The 14,731-nt window shown below is 29.5% G+C and carries 15 protein-coding genes; 6 read left to right on the top strand and 9 right to left on the bottom strand.

Going from position 1 to position 14,731, the window contains the following annotated elements; translation table 11 throughout:
* Positions 1 to 89: 89 nt before the first annotated feature.
* The gene (locus CLLI_RS02570; protein WP_106062692.1) at positions 90 to 1,475 is read right to left on the bottom strand and encodes a HAMP domain-containing sensor histidine kinase; all 1,386 of its coding nucleotides are present in this window, start codon (positions 1,473 to 1,475) and stop codon (positions 90 to 92) included.
* Positions 1,475 to 2,158 (bottom strand): response regulator transcription factor, encoded by a 684-nt coding sequence (locus CLLI_RS02575; RefSeq protein ID WP_106062693.1) that lies wholly within the window; start codon positions 2,156 to 2,158, stop codon positions 1,475 to 1,477. The genes CLLI_RS02570 and CLLI_RS02575 overlap by 1 nt, the downstream gene beginning before the upstream one ends.
* Positions 2,159 to 2,333: 175 nt before the next feature.
* Between CLLI_RS02575 and CLLI_RS02580 the strand changes: the two genes are divergently transcribed.
* On the top strand, positions 2,334 to 2,591 hold the full coding sequence (locus tag CLLI_RS02580) for an SHOCT domain-containing protein (RefSeq protein WP_106062694.1): 258 nt from the start codon (positions 2,334 to 2,336) through the stop codon (positions 2,589 to 2,591).
* Between the two features lie 24 nt (positions 2,592 to 2,615).
* Here the strand turns inward: CLLI_RS02580 and CLLI_RS02585 are convergent, their stop codons facing one another.
* The 3 genes from CLLI_RS02585 to CLLI_RS14410 form a co-directional block, all read right to left on the bottom strand.
* A complete protein-coding gene (locus CLLI_RS02585) occupies positions 2,616 to 3,782 on the bottom strand; it encodes a C40 family peptidase (RefSeq protein ID WP_106062695.1) in 1,167 nt (388 codons plus the stop codon).
* A 284-nt stretch (positions 3,783 to 4,066) separates the two neighbouring features.
* The gene (locus tag CLLI_RS02590; protein ID WP_207655062.1) at positions 4,067 to 4,630 is read right to left on the bottom strand and encodes a GNAT family N-acetyltransferase; all 564 of its coding nucleotides are present in this window, start codon (positions 4,628 to 4,630) and stop codon (positions 4,067 to 4,069) included.
* A gap of 138 nt (positions 4,631 to 4,768) precedes the next feature.
* A complete protein-coding gene (locus CLLI_RS14410; RefSeq protein WP_170063628.1) occupies positions 4,769 to 4,912 on the bottom strand; it encodes a hypothetical protein in 144 nt (47 codons plus the stop codon).
* 360 nt (positions 4,913 to 5,272) lie between these two features.
* Between CLLI_RS14410 and CLLI_RS02595 the strand changes: the two genes are divergently transcribed.
* Positions 5,273 to 6,487 carry a cation:proton antiporter gene (locus CLLI_RS02595; RefSeq protein ID WP_106062696.1) on the top strand — a complete coding sequence of 405 codons (1,215 nt, stop codon included), beginning with the start codon at positions 5,273 to 5,275 and terminating at the stop codon, positions 6,485 to 6,487.
* A 140-nt stretch (positions 6,488 to 6,627) separates the two neighbouring features.
* Positions 6,628 to 7,386 (top strand): tRNA threonylcarbamoyladenosine dehydratase, encoded by a 759-nt coding sequence (locus tag CLLI_RS02600; RefSeq protein ID WP_106062697.1) that lies wholly within the window; start codon positions 6,628 to 6,630, stop codon positions 7,384 to 7,386.
* 260 nt (positions 7,387 to 7,646) lie between these two features.
* Here the strand turns inward: CLLI_RS02600 and CLLI_RS02605 are convergent, their stop codons facing one another.
* A complete protein-coding gene (locus CLLI_RS02605) occupies positions 7,647 to 8,453 on the bottom strand; it encodes a sigma-70 family RNA polymerase sigma factor (RefSeq protein WP_106062749.1) in 807 nt (268 codons plus the stop codon).
* A gap of 303 nt (positions 8,454 to 8,756) precedes the next feature.
* Here CLLI_RS02605 and CLLI_RS02610 point away from each other — a divergent pair, with 303 nt between their 5' ends.
* A complete protein-coding gene (locus CLLI_RS02610) occupies positions 8,757 to 11,162 on the top strand; it encodes a glycogen/starch/alpha-glucan phosphorylase (RefSeq protein ID WP_106062698.1) in 2,406 nt (801 codons plus the stop codon).
* A gap of 148 nt (positions 11,163 to 11,310) precedes the next feature.
* On the opposite strand, the gene CLLI_RS02615 is transcribed toward CLLI_RS02610, so the two are convergent.
* Together CLLI_RS02615 and CLLI_RS02620 are read right to left on the bottom strand one after the other, a co-directional pair.
* Entirely contained in the window at positions 11,311 to 12,180 is an 870-nt protein-coding gene (locus tag CLLI_RS02615; RefSeq protein WP_106062699.1) for a radical SAM protein, read from the bottom strand.
* 58 nt (positions 12,181 to 12,238) lie between these two features.
* Complete coding sequence (locus tag CLLI_RS02620; RefSeq protein ID WP_106062700.1) at positions 12,239 to 12,508, bottom strand: hypothetical protein; 270 nt, start codon at positions 12,506 to 12,508, stop codon at positions 12,239 to 12,241.
* Positions 12,509 to 12,683: 175 nt separating this feature from the next.
* Here CLLI_RS02620 and CLLI_RS14950 point away from each other — a divergent pair, with 175 nt between their 5' ends.
* Positions 12,684 to 12,815, top strand: a complete 132-nt coding sequence (locus tag CLLI_RS14950) for a hypothetical protein (protein ID WP_278335554.1) — start codon at positions 12,684 to 12,686, stop codon at positions 12,813 to 12,815.
* A 135-nt stretch (positions 12,816 to 12,950) separates the two neighbouring features.
* On the opposite strand, the gene CLLI_RS02625 is transcribed toward CLLI_RS14950, so the two are convergent.
* The gene (locus CLLI_RS02625) at positions 12,951 to 13,844 is read right to left on the bottom strand and encodes a polysaccharide deacetylase family protein (RefSeq protein WP_170063629.1); all 894 of its coding nucleotides are present in this window, start codon (positions 13,842 to 13,844) and stop codon (positions 12,951 to 12,953) included.
* A gap of 169 nt (positions 13,845 to 14,013) precedes the next feature.
* Here CLLI_RS02625 and CLLI_RS02630 point away from each other — a divergent pair, with 169 nt between their 5' ends.
* Positions 14,014 to 14,676 carry a L,D-transpeptidase family protein gene (locus CLLI_RS02630; RefSeq protein WP_242975497.1) on the top strand — a complete coding sequence of 221 codons (663 nt, stop codon included), beginning with the start codon at positions 14,014 to 14,016 and terminating at the stop codon, positions 14,674 to 14,676.
* The last annotated feature ends 55 nt before the right edge of the window (positions 14,677 to 14,731 follow it).

Below are 14,731 nucleotides of genomic sequence, written 5' to 3' on the forward strand. Positions count from 1 at the left end.
TTTACTTATGAAGAAATTATAAAGAAAAATAAAGATATTTAGTGACAGGAATACTTTCCTTCTCAAATCACTAAATATCTTTTAACTCATTAACCCAATAGATTATTAGATAATTTTTTAAATACAATGGTTACCTTAGTTCCTTTTCCCCATTGACTTTCTGCATTGATAGAAGCTGAATGAAGAGTTAATATTTTCTTTACTATAGTTAAACCTATACCGCCGCCTTCCCTTTCATGTCTACTTTTATCTCCCCTATAAAGTCTTTCAAATATGAAAGGCAAATCCTCCTTTTTTATTCCTATTCCATTATCAATAACTTCTACTATAAACTGTTCCCTATTTTCTTTAATGTTAACCCATATACTGCCACCTTTTTCTGTAAACTTTATAGAATTGGAAAGTAAATTTATAAATACCTGCTTTAGTTTATTTTCATCTCCTAAAATGTAATAATCTTTATAATTCTCTTTATCATAATATATTTCTAGTCCCTTATCCTTTATTGTAATAAGAAAATCATTAACTACGGAGTAAATCACTTTATTTAAAGAAACCTTTTCCATACTCATAGTTACTGATTCTTCTTCAAATTTCTTTAGAACATTTAAATTATCCAACAGTTTTCCAAATCTTATAACCTCATCATTTAAGCTTGCTAAACCTTCATCAGTAATAGGAAACACACCATCTATCATAGCTTCCAAATTATTTTGAAGCACATTAAGTGGTGTTCTTATTTCATGAGAAATATCTGAGACTAACCTTTTCCTCAATGTATCTTGTTTTTTTAATTTTTCTCTTAAATCATTTATGCTATTTTCTAGATTTCTTAACTCTACTATATTGCTATGTCCATTATAATTTACATCATAATTTCCTTTAGATAATTCCATAGATAAATCTGCAACCTTCTTTATAGGACTGGAAAATTCCTTGGAAAGATATAAACTTATAATTATGGTTATGATTATAGTAAATATTACACTAGCTAAAATACTTTTATTAATTTGAGATTTAAAATTTATATCCTCTTCAGAAAGTAACAATGAGCAATACTGCCCTAAAGATACATACCCTACAACACTGTCTCCGTTCTTTATGTCATATGTCTTTGCAGTATATACTCCTTTATTTCTTCCCATCATATTTTTCATATGCATTTTAGCTCTAATTTCGTTTGGATCCATACTCCAAATTACACTTTTATCCTTATCCATAAGGGTTAAACAATAATTGCTCATATAAGCCTCATGCATTAGTTCTTCCCCTGAATTACTCTTCCATTTACCATCATTTTTATATATTTGTTCAAAGTATTGTACTATCCTATTATCTCTTTTTTCTTGAGTATCTGCCATATACTTTTTGAAAGTACTATTTATTGTAAGATTTACAAATAAAGCTGATAATATTAGCGCAGATAGTGATGAAAATAGTATAAACATTAATATCTTTTTCCTTATGCTTTGCATTAAATATCACCACCAAATTTATAGCCTACCCTAGTTACAGTTAATATATACTTTGGATTTTTGCTATCTTCCTCGATTTTTTTCCTAATATTTTTTATATGCACATCTACTGTTCTATCAAAGCCTTCAAAATCCATATTAAAAGCTGCCTCTATAAGCATCTCTCTAGTAAAAACCTTCCCTTTATTAGAAGCTAAGGTGTAAAGAATTGCAAATTCATTTGGAGTTAAATTCACATCCTTACCTTTAACCTTTACCATTCTTTCCTCTTTAAATATCTGTAAATTACCATTATCAAAAGACAATGCTTCAAAACTACTGCCTTTAATCCTTCTGAATAGTGCATTAACACGAGCAGTAAGCTCTCGCGGGCTAAAGGGTTTTACCAAATATTCATCTGCTCCTATATTGAGTCCCTCTATTCTATTGCTTAAATCCCCCTTTGCTGTAAGCATAAATATATGTACATCTGAAATATTTCTAATTCTTTCACATATTTCTTCTCCATCGATATCAGGTAACATTAAATCTAATATCACTAACTGGAAATCTTCCTTCTTAAACAGTTCTAATCCTTCTATGCCTTTTACGGTACACCAAACTCTATATCCTTCCTTTTCTAAGTAGGCCTTTAAAACCATAGATACTTTTTCTTCATCCTCAATAATCAATATGTTTCCCATAATTTATCACCCTTTGTAAAATAAATTAACTAATTATAATATAATAACAGAAATTTATAAAGATTTTTTGAAGATCTTATGAAGTGAATATTCTTCATAGTTCCTTCACATGTTCTTATTATAATTTAGATAACAAAATAATACATTTTAAATTAAAAATAAAAGGAGGATTTATATGTTTAATTGTTTATACGGTGCATCTAGATTTGGTGTTAATGGTGCTAATGGCTTTAATGGCTTTAATGGTTGGTTAATATTAATGCCTCTGTTTAGATTAGCTTTAATGGCGGGTGCTATTGTGTTGATCTTTAAATTCTTTAAAAAATATACTAAAAATAGAGAAGCTTTAAAAATATTGGCTTCTAGATATGCTTCTGGGGAAATAACTGAAGAAGATTATGTTAACAGGAAAAAGTTTTTAGATGAAAAATAGGCCTTAAAAATAAGGCCTATTTTTTTATTTAACTCTTCTGCCAGTTAAAAAATCACTTCCATTTAACATGGATATCTTTATAACATCTCCTGTATGTGGGGCATGAATATAAGCTCCATTACCTATGTACATTCCAACATGATGAGGATTATCATAGGTTCCAAAAAACACTAAGTCACCTGGCTGTAGTTCACCCATTGAAACCTGAGTTCCATTATTTATTTGCTCATATGTAGTTCTTCCGATTGGTATGCCAAAGTGTGCATAAACATATTGTACAAAGCCTGAGCAATCAAATCCTGGTACTGGGGTTGTCCCTCCCCAAACATAAGGAGTTCCTAAAAAGTTTGAAGCATAGGCTATAACGTTATTACCTGATATAGTTGCTGCACCTCTAGATGGAGTATAATTAGATGAAGTCTGCCTAGATGAAGTCTGCTTAGATGAAGTCTGTTTAGATGGAGTATTCTCAGATGGAGTATATCTAGGTGCTGATTCTCTAATGGTTTTAACTTCCTCGGTAGCTTTAGCTAGTTGTTTTTGGTCTTCACCAATCTGTCCTTCTATTGATTCTTCCTTACTCTTTAAATCAGCTAATAGCTTGTCCTGTTCTTTTTTAGCTCCATTTACTTGACTCAGCTTTTTTTCATTTTCTTCTTTTAGTGCTAATAAGCTTCCTTTTTCCTGTTGTAAAGTTTTCTTTTTATTCTCTAAAACATTTTTTTTGGAATTTAAATCCTGAACTACCTTTTTATCATATCCAACTAAGGTTTTAACAGTTTCTACCTTATCTATTAAATCCCCAATTCCATTTGCCTCAAAAAGTATATTCAGGTAACCATCTGTTCCACTTACATACATAGCCCTAATCCTATCATTAAATAATTCTTTTTCTTTCTTTATATCTTCTTCACTTTTTTTAATTTCTTCTTCTGTAGAGGTCATATTTTTTTCTGTTTTTGTAATTTTATTTTTATTATTTTTAACATCCATCATAATGCCTTCTATTTGATGGTCTAAGTCTTCCACTTTGATTTCATTTTTGCTAATTTCCTGTTGGACACTGCTTAAAGAATTCTTATGTTGCTGTAGGTTACTTTGGATAGCATCTGATGGTGCTGCTAATACTTGAGCACTAGTAGAAACGACCATTACCAAAGATACTATAGTACATTTAATTTTTTTATTCATTCGTTATCCTCCTATCAAAAAATATAAATTTCTACACCACTTCCTTGGGCATAAAATAGTTACATATATATTATAAACAAAAGGTCATATAATTTCAAATCCATGAAATTACATGACCCTTTGTTATTATTTAATTCCAATGCTTTTCTCTTTAAAACAATATGATCCTCTATATTTATTTTTTCTTTTCTTTGGAGCAAATAAGATTTTTATCCTCTGAGTCAATTTCATTCCTTGAAGGTAAAATTTACAACAAATCTTTTCCTGAAGCACCCATCTGTACTCTATGCCCTGTGCTCTGCAAGTCCCTTCCACTCTCTATCCAATATTCCATATAAATATATATCATATCTTTCACCATCTCTAAAAACAGCTTCCCTATATGTACCTTCTCTTTTAAAGCCCAATCTTTCATAAAGCCTTATGGCTCTCTCATTATAGCTTATGGTAATAAGCTGCAGCCTATGTAGGTTAAGCTCCCTAAAGGCAAAATCCATAACAAGACTTAATGCCTCTTTCCCATAACCTTTTCCACGCTGCTTTAAATCTCCTATGCCAATGGCAATACCCCCTACTCCATTATTCCAACTTATCCTTTCAATTTCTACATAGCCAATCATGGGGCCATCGCTTTCTTCTCTAATGGCAAAAAAATAATTATTAGGATTGTTTATTTCTTCTAAAAGCCATTCTTTTATTTTCCACTTAGATAATGGAGCTGCTGCATTAAAATCAAATACTCTTAGAAAAGTAGTATCTTCATACCATTTGGTTACTGTACCAATATCCTCTTCTCTAAGGGATGTAATTTTAATTCTATTGCTTTTTAACAAATCATCTTTTAACATTATTATCACAACCTCTATTCTATTTTCCATTCTCCAGTAAATTATATATTAAGTAAGAATCAGTAGCAAATGGATAAAATAAAAAGATTGCGATGCAATCTTTTTAAGTTGACAGATGACAACTGAAAAAGCAATTAATTACTCTAACGGTTCCTTATCATTTTTAGATTTTTCTAATCTATCTTTATACACAATTCTATAATCTAATTTTTCATCTGTACCAAGGGACTCCAGGTTAGCTTTTTTTACTTTTTCAACCCAATTTTTAAAATGGTCTTTCATAAACTTCACCTCACAATATAAGTTCATAATTTTCATGCTTATCTGAAACTTATTCTTCCCATATTTTAATAATTCATAAATAATATTTTTACTTGTTAATTTTCATCATTTTTTTAACATTTTTTTATTTATATATATATTTCAAAATATTCTTTTTTAACTTAAAAACTACACAATTCATTATTCAATATATATAAAATATATGAAATAAAAAAATCATTCTGTTTATTCCATAAAATATTGTGTGGGGTTCAAATATATGATAAACTATTAACGTAAAAACATAGTCTAATTTTGTTATTTATTGTTTAAAAATTGAATAATTTAGTTTAATTAATATTTAAAAGTGAGGTTGTTCATATGGAGTCAAGTAATTTTATTCTGAGTTTAGCTATTATACTGTTTAGTACAAAAGCTTTGGGTCTAATAACTAAACGTTTTCAAATTCCTCAGGTGGTTGGGGCACTACTTGCAGGTCTTATTTTAGGTCCAGCTGTTTTGGGAATAGTTCACGAATCCGAGACTATATCTGAATTATCCAAATTAGGTGTAATCGTATTAATGTTCGGTGCAGGTCTAGAAACAGATTTAGATGAATTAAAAAAATGTGGAAAAGCTTCTCTTATTATCGCAGTGATTGGGGTACTGGTACCATTAGTTGGCGGATTCTTAGTTGCAAATTTCTATAATAATTCTGGAAACATTTTTGGCGGGGATTCCAAAATGGTTATAGAAAATATTTTTATTGGAGTAATACTTACTGCCACATCCGTTAGCATTACTGTGGAAACTCTTCAAGAAATGGGAAAATTAAAAACTTCATCTGGAACGGCAATACTAGGAGCGGCAATAATTGATGATATATTAGGAATAGTTATATTAACTATAGTTACAAGCATGTCTAATCCTTCTATTAATTTAACCATTGTATTATTAAAAATAGTTGCATTCTTTATACTATCCGGTGTTGTAGCTTTTGTATTTCACTATATATTTTCAAAACTTTCCAATATATGTGGCGAAAAAAGAAGATTGCCTATTTTTTCCCTTTCCTTCTGTTTGATAATGGCCTATGTAGCTGAACATTATTTCGGTGTTGCCGATATAACAGGCGCTTACATTGCTGGTCTTATTATATCCCGTACTCCAGTTTGTCATTACGTGGAAAAGAGGATAAGCGTAGTATCCTATATGCTTCTCTCCCCAATATTCTTTGCTAATATTGGAATAAATACAACAATAGAAAATATGAATATGGCTATGATAGTTTTTACTTTAATTCTACTAGTTGTAGCTGTGTTAACAAAAATAATAGGCTGTGATCTAGGAGCTAGAATCTGTGGTTATACTAAGGAAGAGTCCTTACGAATAGGAGTAGGAATGATTTCCAGAGGAGAAGTAGCCTTAATTGTTACAAACATTGGTGTTTCCACTGGAATTTTACAAAATAAATTTTTGGTCCCTGTAATACTTGTGGTTATTGTAACAACTATTATCACACCTATACTTTTAAAAATAGTATATTCCAATAAGAACATTCTAAACAACATAAAAAGTGCAGAACAAGTATCTTAATTTTCAAAAGAACCTGGTACAAGCTTATCAGGTTCTTTTTATTATCTAATAAAAATATTGACTTAATATATGAATTAGGTATAATATATTACCATACCAACATAATAGGAATAGTATGTATTAAAAGTGAGGTAAATTTTATGGCACAACATATATTTTCAAGAACAGAATTACTTATAGGAAAAGAAGCTCTGGAAAAACTTAATAGAAGTACTGTGGCAGTATTCGGTATAGGCGGAGTTGGCAGCTTCGTAACAGAAGCTTTAGTGAGATCTGGAATAGGTAATCTTATATTAATTGATGATGACACTGTTTGCCTTACCAATATTAATAGGCAGATAATTGCTGATCATTCTACTATAGGTAAAGCTAAGGTAGAAGTTATGAAGGAAAGGATTTTAAAAATTAATCCAAAATGCAATGTAAGAACCTTCCAAACATTTATAAAAGAAGATAATATAGATGAAATAATACCTAAAAATGCAGATTATGTTGTAGATGCAATTGATACTGTTTCCTCTAAATTATCTCTAGTTGTCTGGTGCAAAAATAATAATGTTCCCATAATAAGCTCCATGGGAACTGGAAACAAATTAGATCCAACTAGATTTAAAATAGCTGATATATATGACACAAAAATATGTCCTCTAGCCAAAGTTATGAGATATGAATTACGAAAAAGAGGTATTAAAGATTTAAAGGTTTTATATTCTGAAGAAATTCCTATAAAGCCAAAATCTGATGAAATTACAACCTGTAAAGAAAGCTGCGTTTGCAGTGATGGCAGTAAAAAATGTACTGCTAAAAGACAAATTCCTGGCAGCATTTCCTTTGTACCACCTGTAGCAGGTATGATTATTGGCGGTGAGGTTATAAAAGACCTAATTTCAAAAGATTAAGAAACAACTTTTTTGAAATAGTAAATAAAAAATAATAAAGAATAAATATGGATGATTTTCTTCCGCTACTCTATAGAAAATCTTCAATTTTAAATTTCTTTTAAGTAAGTTTAAATAGAATTTTTAACAATTAAAAATTTTTCGTAATGTTAATGAAGAAAAATTGTCCTTATTTATTATTTATTCTCTATTAGTTATTATTTAAAGCTTTTCTGTAGTGTCACGAAAGAAAAGCATCCCTAACTGTCAATTGTCAACTACTATTCCAAATATCCTTGTAACTTCCTAATTCTGTTTGGATGTCTTAATTTTTTTATAGCACTATTTTCTATTTGTCTTATTCTTTCCCTAGTTAAATTAAACTCCCTTCCAATTTCCTCTAGAGTTCTTGACTTACCATCATCTAATAACCCATATCTCAATCTTACAATTCTCTCTTCCCTTGGTGATAATGTTCCTAAAATATTAGTTAAAATATCTCCCAGCATAGATGTTGCAACACTTTCGTCAGGAATATATCTTTCATCTGCTATAAAATTTTCTAAATAGCTATCTTCACTATCCCCTATAGGAGTTTCCAATGAAATTGGCTCTTGAGATACAGCATATACCTTTTTTACCTTTTCTAAAGGAATTTTTAATTCCTCAGCTATTTCTTGTTCAGAAGGCTCCCTATCCAACTCTTGTTCTAATTCTTTCTTTACCTTGATTACTTTATAAATTAGTTCATTCATATGTACAGGTATTCTTATAGTCCTTGATTGATCCGAAATAGCCCTTGTTACAGCTTGTTTTATCCACCAAGTAGCATAAGTGCTAAATCTATAACCCTTTCTATAATCAAATTTTTCCACAGCCTTCATTAGCCCTATATTTCCTTCCTGGACTAAATCTAAAAAAGTTAAACCTTTCCCTACATACTTTTTAGATATACTTACTACCAGCCTTAAGTTAGCTTCAATAAGTTTATTCTTTGCCTCCTCATCTCCCTGTTCAATTCCTTTTGCCAACTCTACTTCTTCTTTCTTTGACAAAAGATCAACCTTTCCTATTTCTTTAAGATACATATTTATATAATCTTCTTTATCGCTTAATTCTTCAATATTCAAAAAAACCACCCTCACATAATTTATTGAAAAAAATACCCACCTTATATACTTCAATATATTACTCTTTTATCCTTCTTTATTAAATAGAATTTAATGAATTGTTACAAATTATTCAACATTTATACAAAAACTATACAATATTATTATGGAATTAACATTTAAAATTTTCAAAAAGTATTGACTTATAAAATTTAAAAGCATATCATATGAACATGTAATATTGTTAAAATGTGCTATTAATAGTTAAAGGGGTGAATTCCTTTGTTTATAGATAAAGAAGCTTTTAAGAATGACTTTAAAAAAAAGATTATAAATATGTATGCTGAGGACATTGAGGAATGCTCTCCCTCCCATAAATATTTTGCCTTAGCTTCTTTAATAAGAGATTACACTTCGGAAAATTGGCTAAACACAAATAAAAAATATACTAATAATAAGGAAAAGCAAATATATTATTTTTCTATGGAATTTTTAATTGGAAGGCTTCTTCACAGTAATCTCCTTAATCTAGGCATAAGAGATGCTTGTAAAGAAGCTTTAAGTGACTTAAAGATAGATTTGGATGAGTTAGAGGAAATTGAAAATGATGCAGGTTTAGGTAATGGCGGACTTGGAAGATTAGCTGCTTGTTTTCTTGATTCCATGGCCTCTTTAGGTATTGCAGGTCATGGTAATGGTATAAGATATACCTACGGCCTTTTTGAACAGCAAATAGAAAATGGCTACCAAGTAGAGGTACCAGATAACTGGTTAAAGGAAGGCAATATGTGGGAAGTAAGAAAAGAAAATAAAGCTGTTAAAGTTAATTTTGGCGGTAAAGTAATGCCCACCATGGAAAATGGCAAGCTAAAATTTTTACAGCAAGATTGTGAAACTATATTGGCTGTACCCTACGATACCCCAATAATAGGCTATGATAACTCTACTGTAAATACATTAAGGCTTTGGAGTGCAGAACCTTTAAATAAAGATTTTGATTTTGAATCATTTTCTCGAGGTGAATACTCAAAAGCTACAGAATATAAAACATTAATAGAATCCATATCTCAAGTGCTATATCCTGATGATTCAAGGCAAGAAGGAAAAATTTTAAGGCTAAAACAGCAATATTTCTTCGTAAGTGCAGGATTACAAAGTATACTCAGAAGATATAAAAAACTTGGGGAACCTATAAATAACTTTCATAAATATATAGCTATACACATAAATGACACTCATCCTTCTTTAGCCGTGGCTGAACTTATGAGACTTCTTATAGATGAAGAAAATCTTGCTTGGGATGAAGCTTGGTATATTACTACTAATACCATTGCCTATACAAATCACACTATTTTATCAGAGGCTTTGGAAAAATGGCCTATAGATATATTTAAGACACTTCTTCCTAGAATATATATGATAGTTGAAGAAATTAACAGAAGATTCACAGATGAAGTAAGAGAACGATATAAGGATGAAAATAAGGTTAATAATATGGCCATTATAGGAAATGGACAAATAAGAATGGCTCATTTAGCCATAGTAGGCAGTCATTCTGTAAACGGCGTGGCAAAGCTTCATACCGAACTTTTAAAATATCAGGAATTGAAGGATTTTAATGAATTTTATCCTAATAAGTTTAATAATAAAACCAATGGTATTACCCATAGAAGATGGCTTCTTCAAGCAAACCCTAAATTATCAAATTTAATAAATGAAACCATTGGGGATTCTTGGATAAAAGAGCCTAATAATCTCATTCTATTAAAACCTTTTGCAGAGGATTATTACTTTAGAAAAAAATTTGAAAAAATAAAGTTAGAAAATAAAATAGCCTTTTCAAATTATGCCAAGTCCACTTACGGTATGGATATAGACCCTAATTCCATATTTGATGTGCAAGTAAAAAGGCTTCATGCTTATAAAAGACAAATATTAAACCTATTTAATATAATGGATTTGTATAGAAGACTTAAAGAAAATCCAAATTTAGATATAGTTCCAAGAACCTTTTTCTTTGGTGCTAAAGCTGCTCCATCTTATTACCTAGCTAAGAAAACCATTAAACTTATAAATACAGTGGCTTATAAAATAAATAACGATACTGAAATACATGGTAAAATTAAAGTATTCTTTTTACCTAACTATTCTGTATCTTTAGCAGAAAAAATAATTCCATGTGCCCAAGTTAGTGAGCAGATTTCTACTGCTACTAAAGAAGCCTCCGGCACTGGAAATATGAAATTTATGATGAATGGTGCATTAACCTTAGCTACTTTAGATGGTGCCAATATAGAAATAAAGGATGCAGTTGGAGATGAAAATATAGTTATTTTTGGCATAAGAAAGGAAGAGGTTTTAGATTATATAAAAAATAAAAATTATAATTCTTACGAATTCTATAATAATGACTTTAGACTTAAATACATTTTAGACTCACTGATTAATGGTTCCTTAGGAGTTCCTTCGAATGAATTTATTGACATTCATAATTCTTTACTAAAAAATAATGATGAATTTTTCGTGCTAAGGGATTTTTCTTCCTATGTGGAAGCTCAAAATAAGGTGGATTACCTTTATAGAAATAGAGATAATTGGAACAGAATGTGCATAAACAATGTAGCCCACTCTGGAATATTCTCTTCGGATAACACTATAAAAAGGTATTATGAAGATATTTGGAAATAGCACCCATAGGGTAAAGAAACCACCTAGATTTGATTAAATCCTAGGTGGTTTTTACTTTAAGCTTTTTTGTAGTATAAAGATCAAAAAGGCCCCTTAACTGTCAATTGTCCTCTGTCAACTGTCAACTAAAAAAGTGTCCTGAACTTTTTTACAGTCCTCTATAAAGCTCACTTTTGTAGTTATAGCCTTCCTTTAAAATTTCATCAATAGTATGGATTAGCTTATCTTTATCAAATGGTAAAGTTCCCTTCAATGATACATAGTTGGAAGCATGGTTACTTCTAAATATGCAATTTGTTACCTCCGTATTTTGAAGTAAGACTTTTGTTTCTAACATTACCTCCTCAGGTGTTAATAAATTAAATTCTCCACTAGCTACCTTATCTGTTATTTCTGTGCCCGGCTCCAGCATTAGGGTTAAAAGCCCTATAAAATCGGGATTTATTTCAGAAATAACCTTTCCTGTCTCTACACCATGATTATATAGCTTGTCTTTTCCGCCAATGCCTGATATAACTGTTAAAGACAATGGTATTCCACTTTTCTTTACTTTTTTGCCAGCTTCAATCATTTCTTTTTGAGTAACACCTTTATTTATATCCTTTAAAATTTCCTCACTGCCACTTTCTAAGCCCATGTATATTATACCTAGGCCTAATTCCCTTAATTCCTGTAAATCCTCTAAAGACTTTCTCAAAATATCCTTAGGCGTAGCATAAATGCCTACCCTGTTACATTGTGGAAATAGCTCTTTTATTTTAATCAATATGCTTTTTAAATGATCTGTGGGAAGGCAAAGAGCATCCCCATCAGCTAAAAATATTTTATCTATTCTTCTATAATAATTTTTTCCTTCTTCTAAATCATGAAATATTTCTTTCAAACTTCTTATTCTAAATTTTTTATTCTTATACATACTGCAAAAACTACATTTATTATGAGCACAGCCGATAGTTACCTGTATTATAAGACTATAGGCCTCACTTGGAGGTCTATATACTATTCCTTCATATTCCATATTTTGATCTCCTATTCTTAAAGAAGTGTGAAGCACTTTTTTAGTCATAATTTTTTTATTATTTTACTTCTCTAAATTCCACATCAATTATTTCACCCTGAGGAAAATCATCATGCTCTTTATTTACAACTTCTATATTTTCTTTATGTGCTCCCCATTTTGCAGTGCTTTTCCATAACTTTATTTTCTTAATTAAATAGCTTATGCCCCATATACTTAGTCCTCCAACAATTATAACAGGCAATATAGTTATAAATAAATATCCTAATATAATAATTATAGCTATTGGTATTAAACCTTTAAAGAAGTTTTTATTTACAAAATCCATGTTTATCCCCTCTTTATTATTTATTTCAATTATTAATATGCAATTTCTTTATTATTTATTAGATTATAACATATAATATTAATCCAAAGAATTAAATATAGCTTAACAAATTATTAATAATCCATGAATCTAATGCATTGATGATACATTTAGCAATCTATTTAGATTAAATTCTATGTTCTTCAATTCTATGACTGAGGATAATTTAATAGAAATACTGAAAGCCGGAGGAGAGTTAGAAAAAGACAAAGCTATAATAGTTTCAAAGTTATTAGGGAAAGAAATCTTTCCAGAGAAGAAGTACTAGATGTACTAAGTATTCTAAAAAAAAGTTAAGTTAAATACAAAGTTTATATTAAGTAATATGGCTGAAATTTAAAAGTGAAGAGTAAATTATCCATTACTCTTCAATCTTCATTATTCACTCTTAACTATAAATCTATCATTTATAAGCTTCCACATTAAGAAGTTTATCTAAAGTTACAATTTCATATCCTTTTTCTTTAATTGCCATTATAATATCCGGAAGTGCTTCTAATGTAGCAATCTTATCCTCATTGCTGTGCATCAATATTATTTCTCCCGGTCTTAAATTATCTATAATATTCTTTTGTATATTTTCCTTTTCCATTTGTGACCAATCCAATGTATCAATAGACCAAAGGATTATCTTATTTCCCTCACTTTTAGCTGCTTCTATAACATTTTTATCTATAGCTCCATATGGCGGTCTTATTAAGCTAGGTTTTTTACCTATGATATTAAAAATTTCTTCCTCGCCTTTTTCCATTTCATTTTTTATTTTGCCTTCACTTAATTTATTTAATTCTACATGATTATAACTATGAGATAACACTAAATTTCCTTCTTTATAAGCTTTTTCTACCACAGAAGGATATTTCCATACTTTTTCGCCTATAAAAAAGAAATTTCCATTCACATTATACTGTGTTAAAGTCTCCACAATTTTAGGAGTTATATTGCTATCAGGGCCATCATCAAATGTAAGTGCCACCATTTTTTCTTTATTGTAACCATTTGTATATACTTCTTCTTTATTTTCCTTAGATAGTTTAACTACATCACTTCTCCATTGTTCCATGGCCTTCCACTGATTAGTAGTTAGTTTATTTGATTTTCCTAATATATCATATACTTCCCTTTCTTCTTTTTTAGGTAAAGTTTTTTCCTGTTGTACTAAATCTCCATTATTCATATTTTTCACCGATTCTTTTTTTACATTTGTGTTGCTTTTAATTTTACTGTTTATATTGTATCCAAGAATTCCTGAAAGTATTAATAATATTATCAATATGAGTATATTACCTTTTTTCATATAAATCCTCTTTTCATTATTATTCTTAATCATTTTCATTTATATTTTTACCTACTAATTATACTACATTACTGTTAAATAACTCATGTATATTATATTTTTGTAAAATTGATATATTTCTCATGTAATGATATATTATAATGGAATATTCAGAAGGAGTTGAATATATTTGCACAGAAAAGGATTGAAAATAATTATTGTTTTTATAACCCTAATGATTTTATTTCCTATTATAAAGTATCTTTCTCACTATAATCCATCTATAAAATCTAATAAGAAAGCTAGTAGCATTTTACCTAAGTCCTCCAGCAAAGAAAATAACAATAAAGAATTGTTTTTTAATGAACCTAAAAATAAGCCTTCTTCCACACATATTAAGATATACAAAGAGGAAAGATTACTAGAACTATATGGAGATAATACACTTTTGGGAAGATTTAAAATTGGCTTGGGACGTTCTCCTGTGGGCACTAAAAATAAAGAGGGAGATAATAAAACTCCTGAAGGCAAATATTATATTTGTACAAAAAATGATAAAACAAAATATACTTATTTTATGGGTATAAGTTATCCTAACATTGAAGATGCTAAAAGAGGACTAAATAATAATTTAATTGATAATAATATAAATGAACAAATTAAAACTGCAATAGATAAAAAAGGCTTACCTCCCTGGAACACTCCCCTAGGCGGTGCTGTAGGTATTCATGGTGGAGGAGCTAAATATGACTGGACTTATGGTTGTATTGCAGTGTCAGATGAAGACATAAAAATACTTTGGAAGTATTGTAACATAGGAACTCCTGTGGAAATCTTTAAAAAATGTTCATAATTCTTCATTATAAATGTTCATAATTATCCTTTATAATAGACTAATAGTGTAAAAA

Origin of the sequence: Clostridium liquoris (assembly GCF_002995785.1) — a bacterium.
Classification (GTDB): Bacteria; Bacillota; Clostridia; order Clostridiales; family Clostridiaceae; genus Clostridium_AO; species Clostridium_AO liquoris.

Coding starts and splice junctions, on each gene's coding strand:
- CLLI_RS02605 (WP_106062749.1), bottom strand. CDS start 8,453: ATGTATCTTAAAGAAATAGGAAAGGTTGATCTTTTGTCAAAGAAAGAA.
- CLLI_RS02625 (WP_170063629.1), bottom strand. CDS start 13,844: ATGAAAAAAGGTAATATACTCATATTGATAATATTATTAATACTTTCA.
- CLLI_RS14950 (WP_278335554.1), top strand. CDS start 12,684: ATGTTCTTCAATTCTATGACTGAGGATAATTTAATAGAAATACTGAAA.
- CLLI_RS02600 (WP_106062697.1), top strand. CDS start 6,628: ATGGCACAACATATATTTTCAAGAACAGAATTACTTATAGGAAAAGAA.
- CLLI_RS02615 (WP_106062699.1), bottom strand. CDS start 12,180: ATGGAATATGAAGGAATAGTATATAGACCTCCAAGTGAGGCCTATAGT.
- CLLI_RS02570 (WP_106062692.1), bottom strand. CDS start 1,475: ATGCAAAGCATAAGGAAAAAGATATTAATGTTTATACTATTTTCATCA.
- CLLI_RS02595 (WP_106062696.1), top strand. CDS start 5,273: ATGGAGTCAAGTAATTTTATTCTGAGTTTAGCTATTATACTGTTTAGT.
- CLLI_RS02620 (WP_106062700.1), bottom strand. CDS start 12,508: ATGGATTTTGTAAATAAAAACTTCTTTAAAGGTTTAATACCAATAGCT.
- CLLI_RS14410 (WP_170063628.1), bottom strand. CDS start 4,912: ATGAAAGACCATTTTAAAAATTGGGTTGAAAAAGTAAAAAAAGCTAAC.
- CLLI_RS02575 (WP_106062693.1), bottom strand. CDS start 2,158: ATGGGAAACATATTGATTATTGAGGATGAAGAAAAAGTATCTATGGTT.
- CLLI_RS02590 (WP_207655062.1), bottom strand. CDS start 4,630: ATGTTAAAAGATGATTTGTTAAAAAGCAATAGAATTAAAATTACATCC.
- CLLI_RS02580 (WP_106062694.1), top strand. CDS start 2,334: ATGTTTAATTGTTTATACGGTGCATCTAGATTTGGTGTTAATGGTGCT.
- CLLI_RS02585 (WP_106062695.1), bottom strand. CDS start 3,782: ATGAATAAAAAAATTAAATGTACTATAGTATCTTTGGTAATGGTCGTT.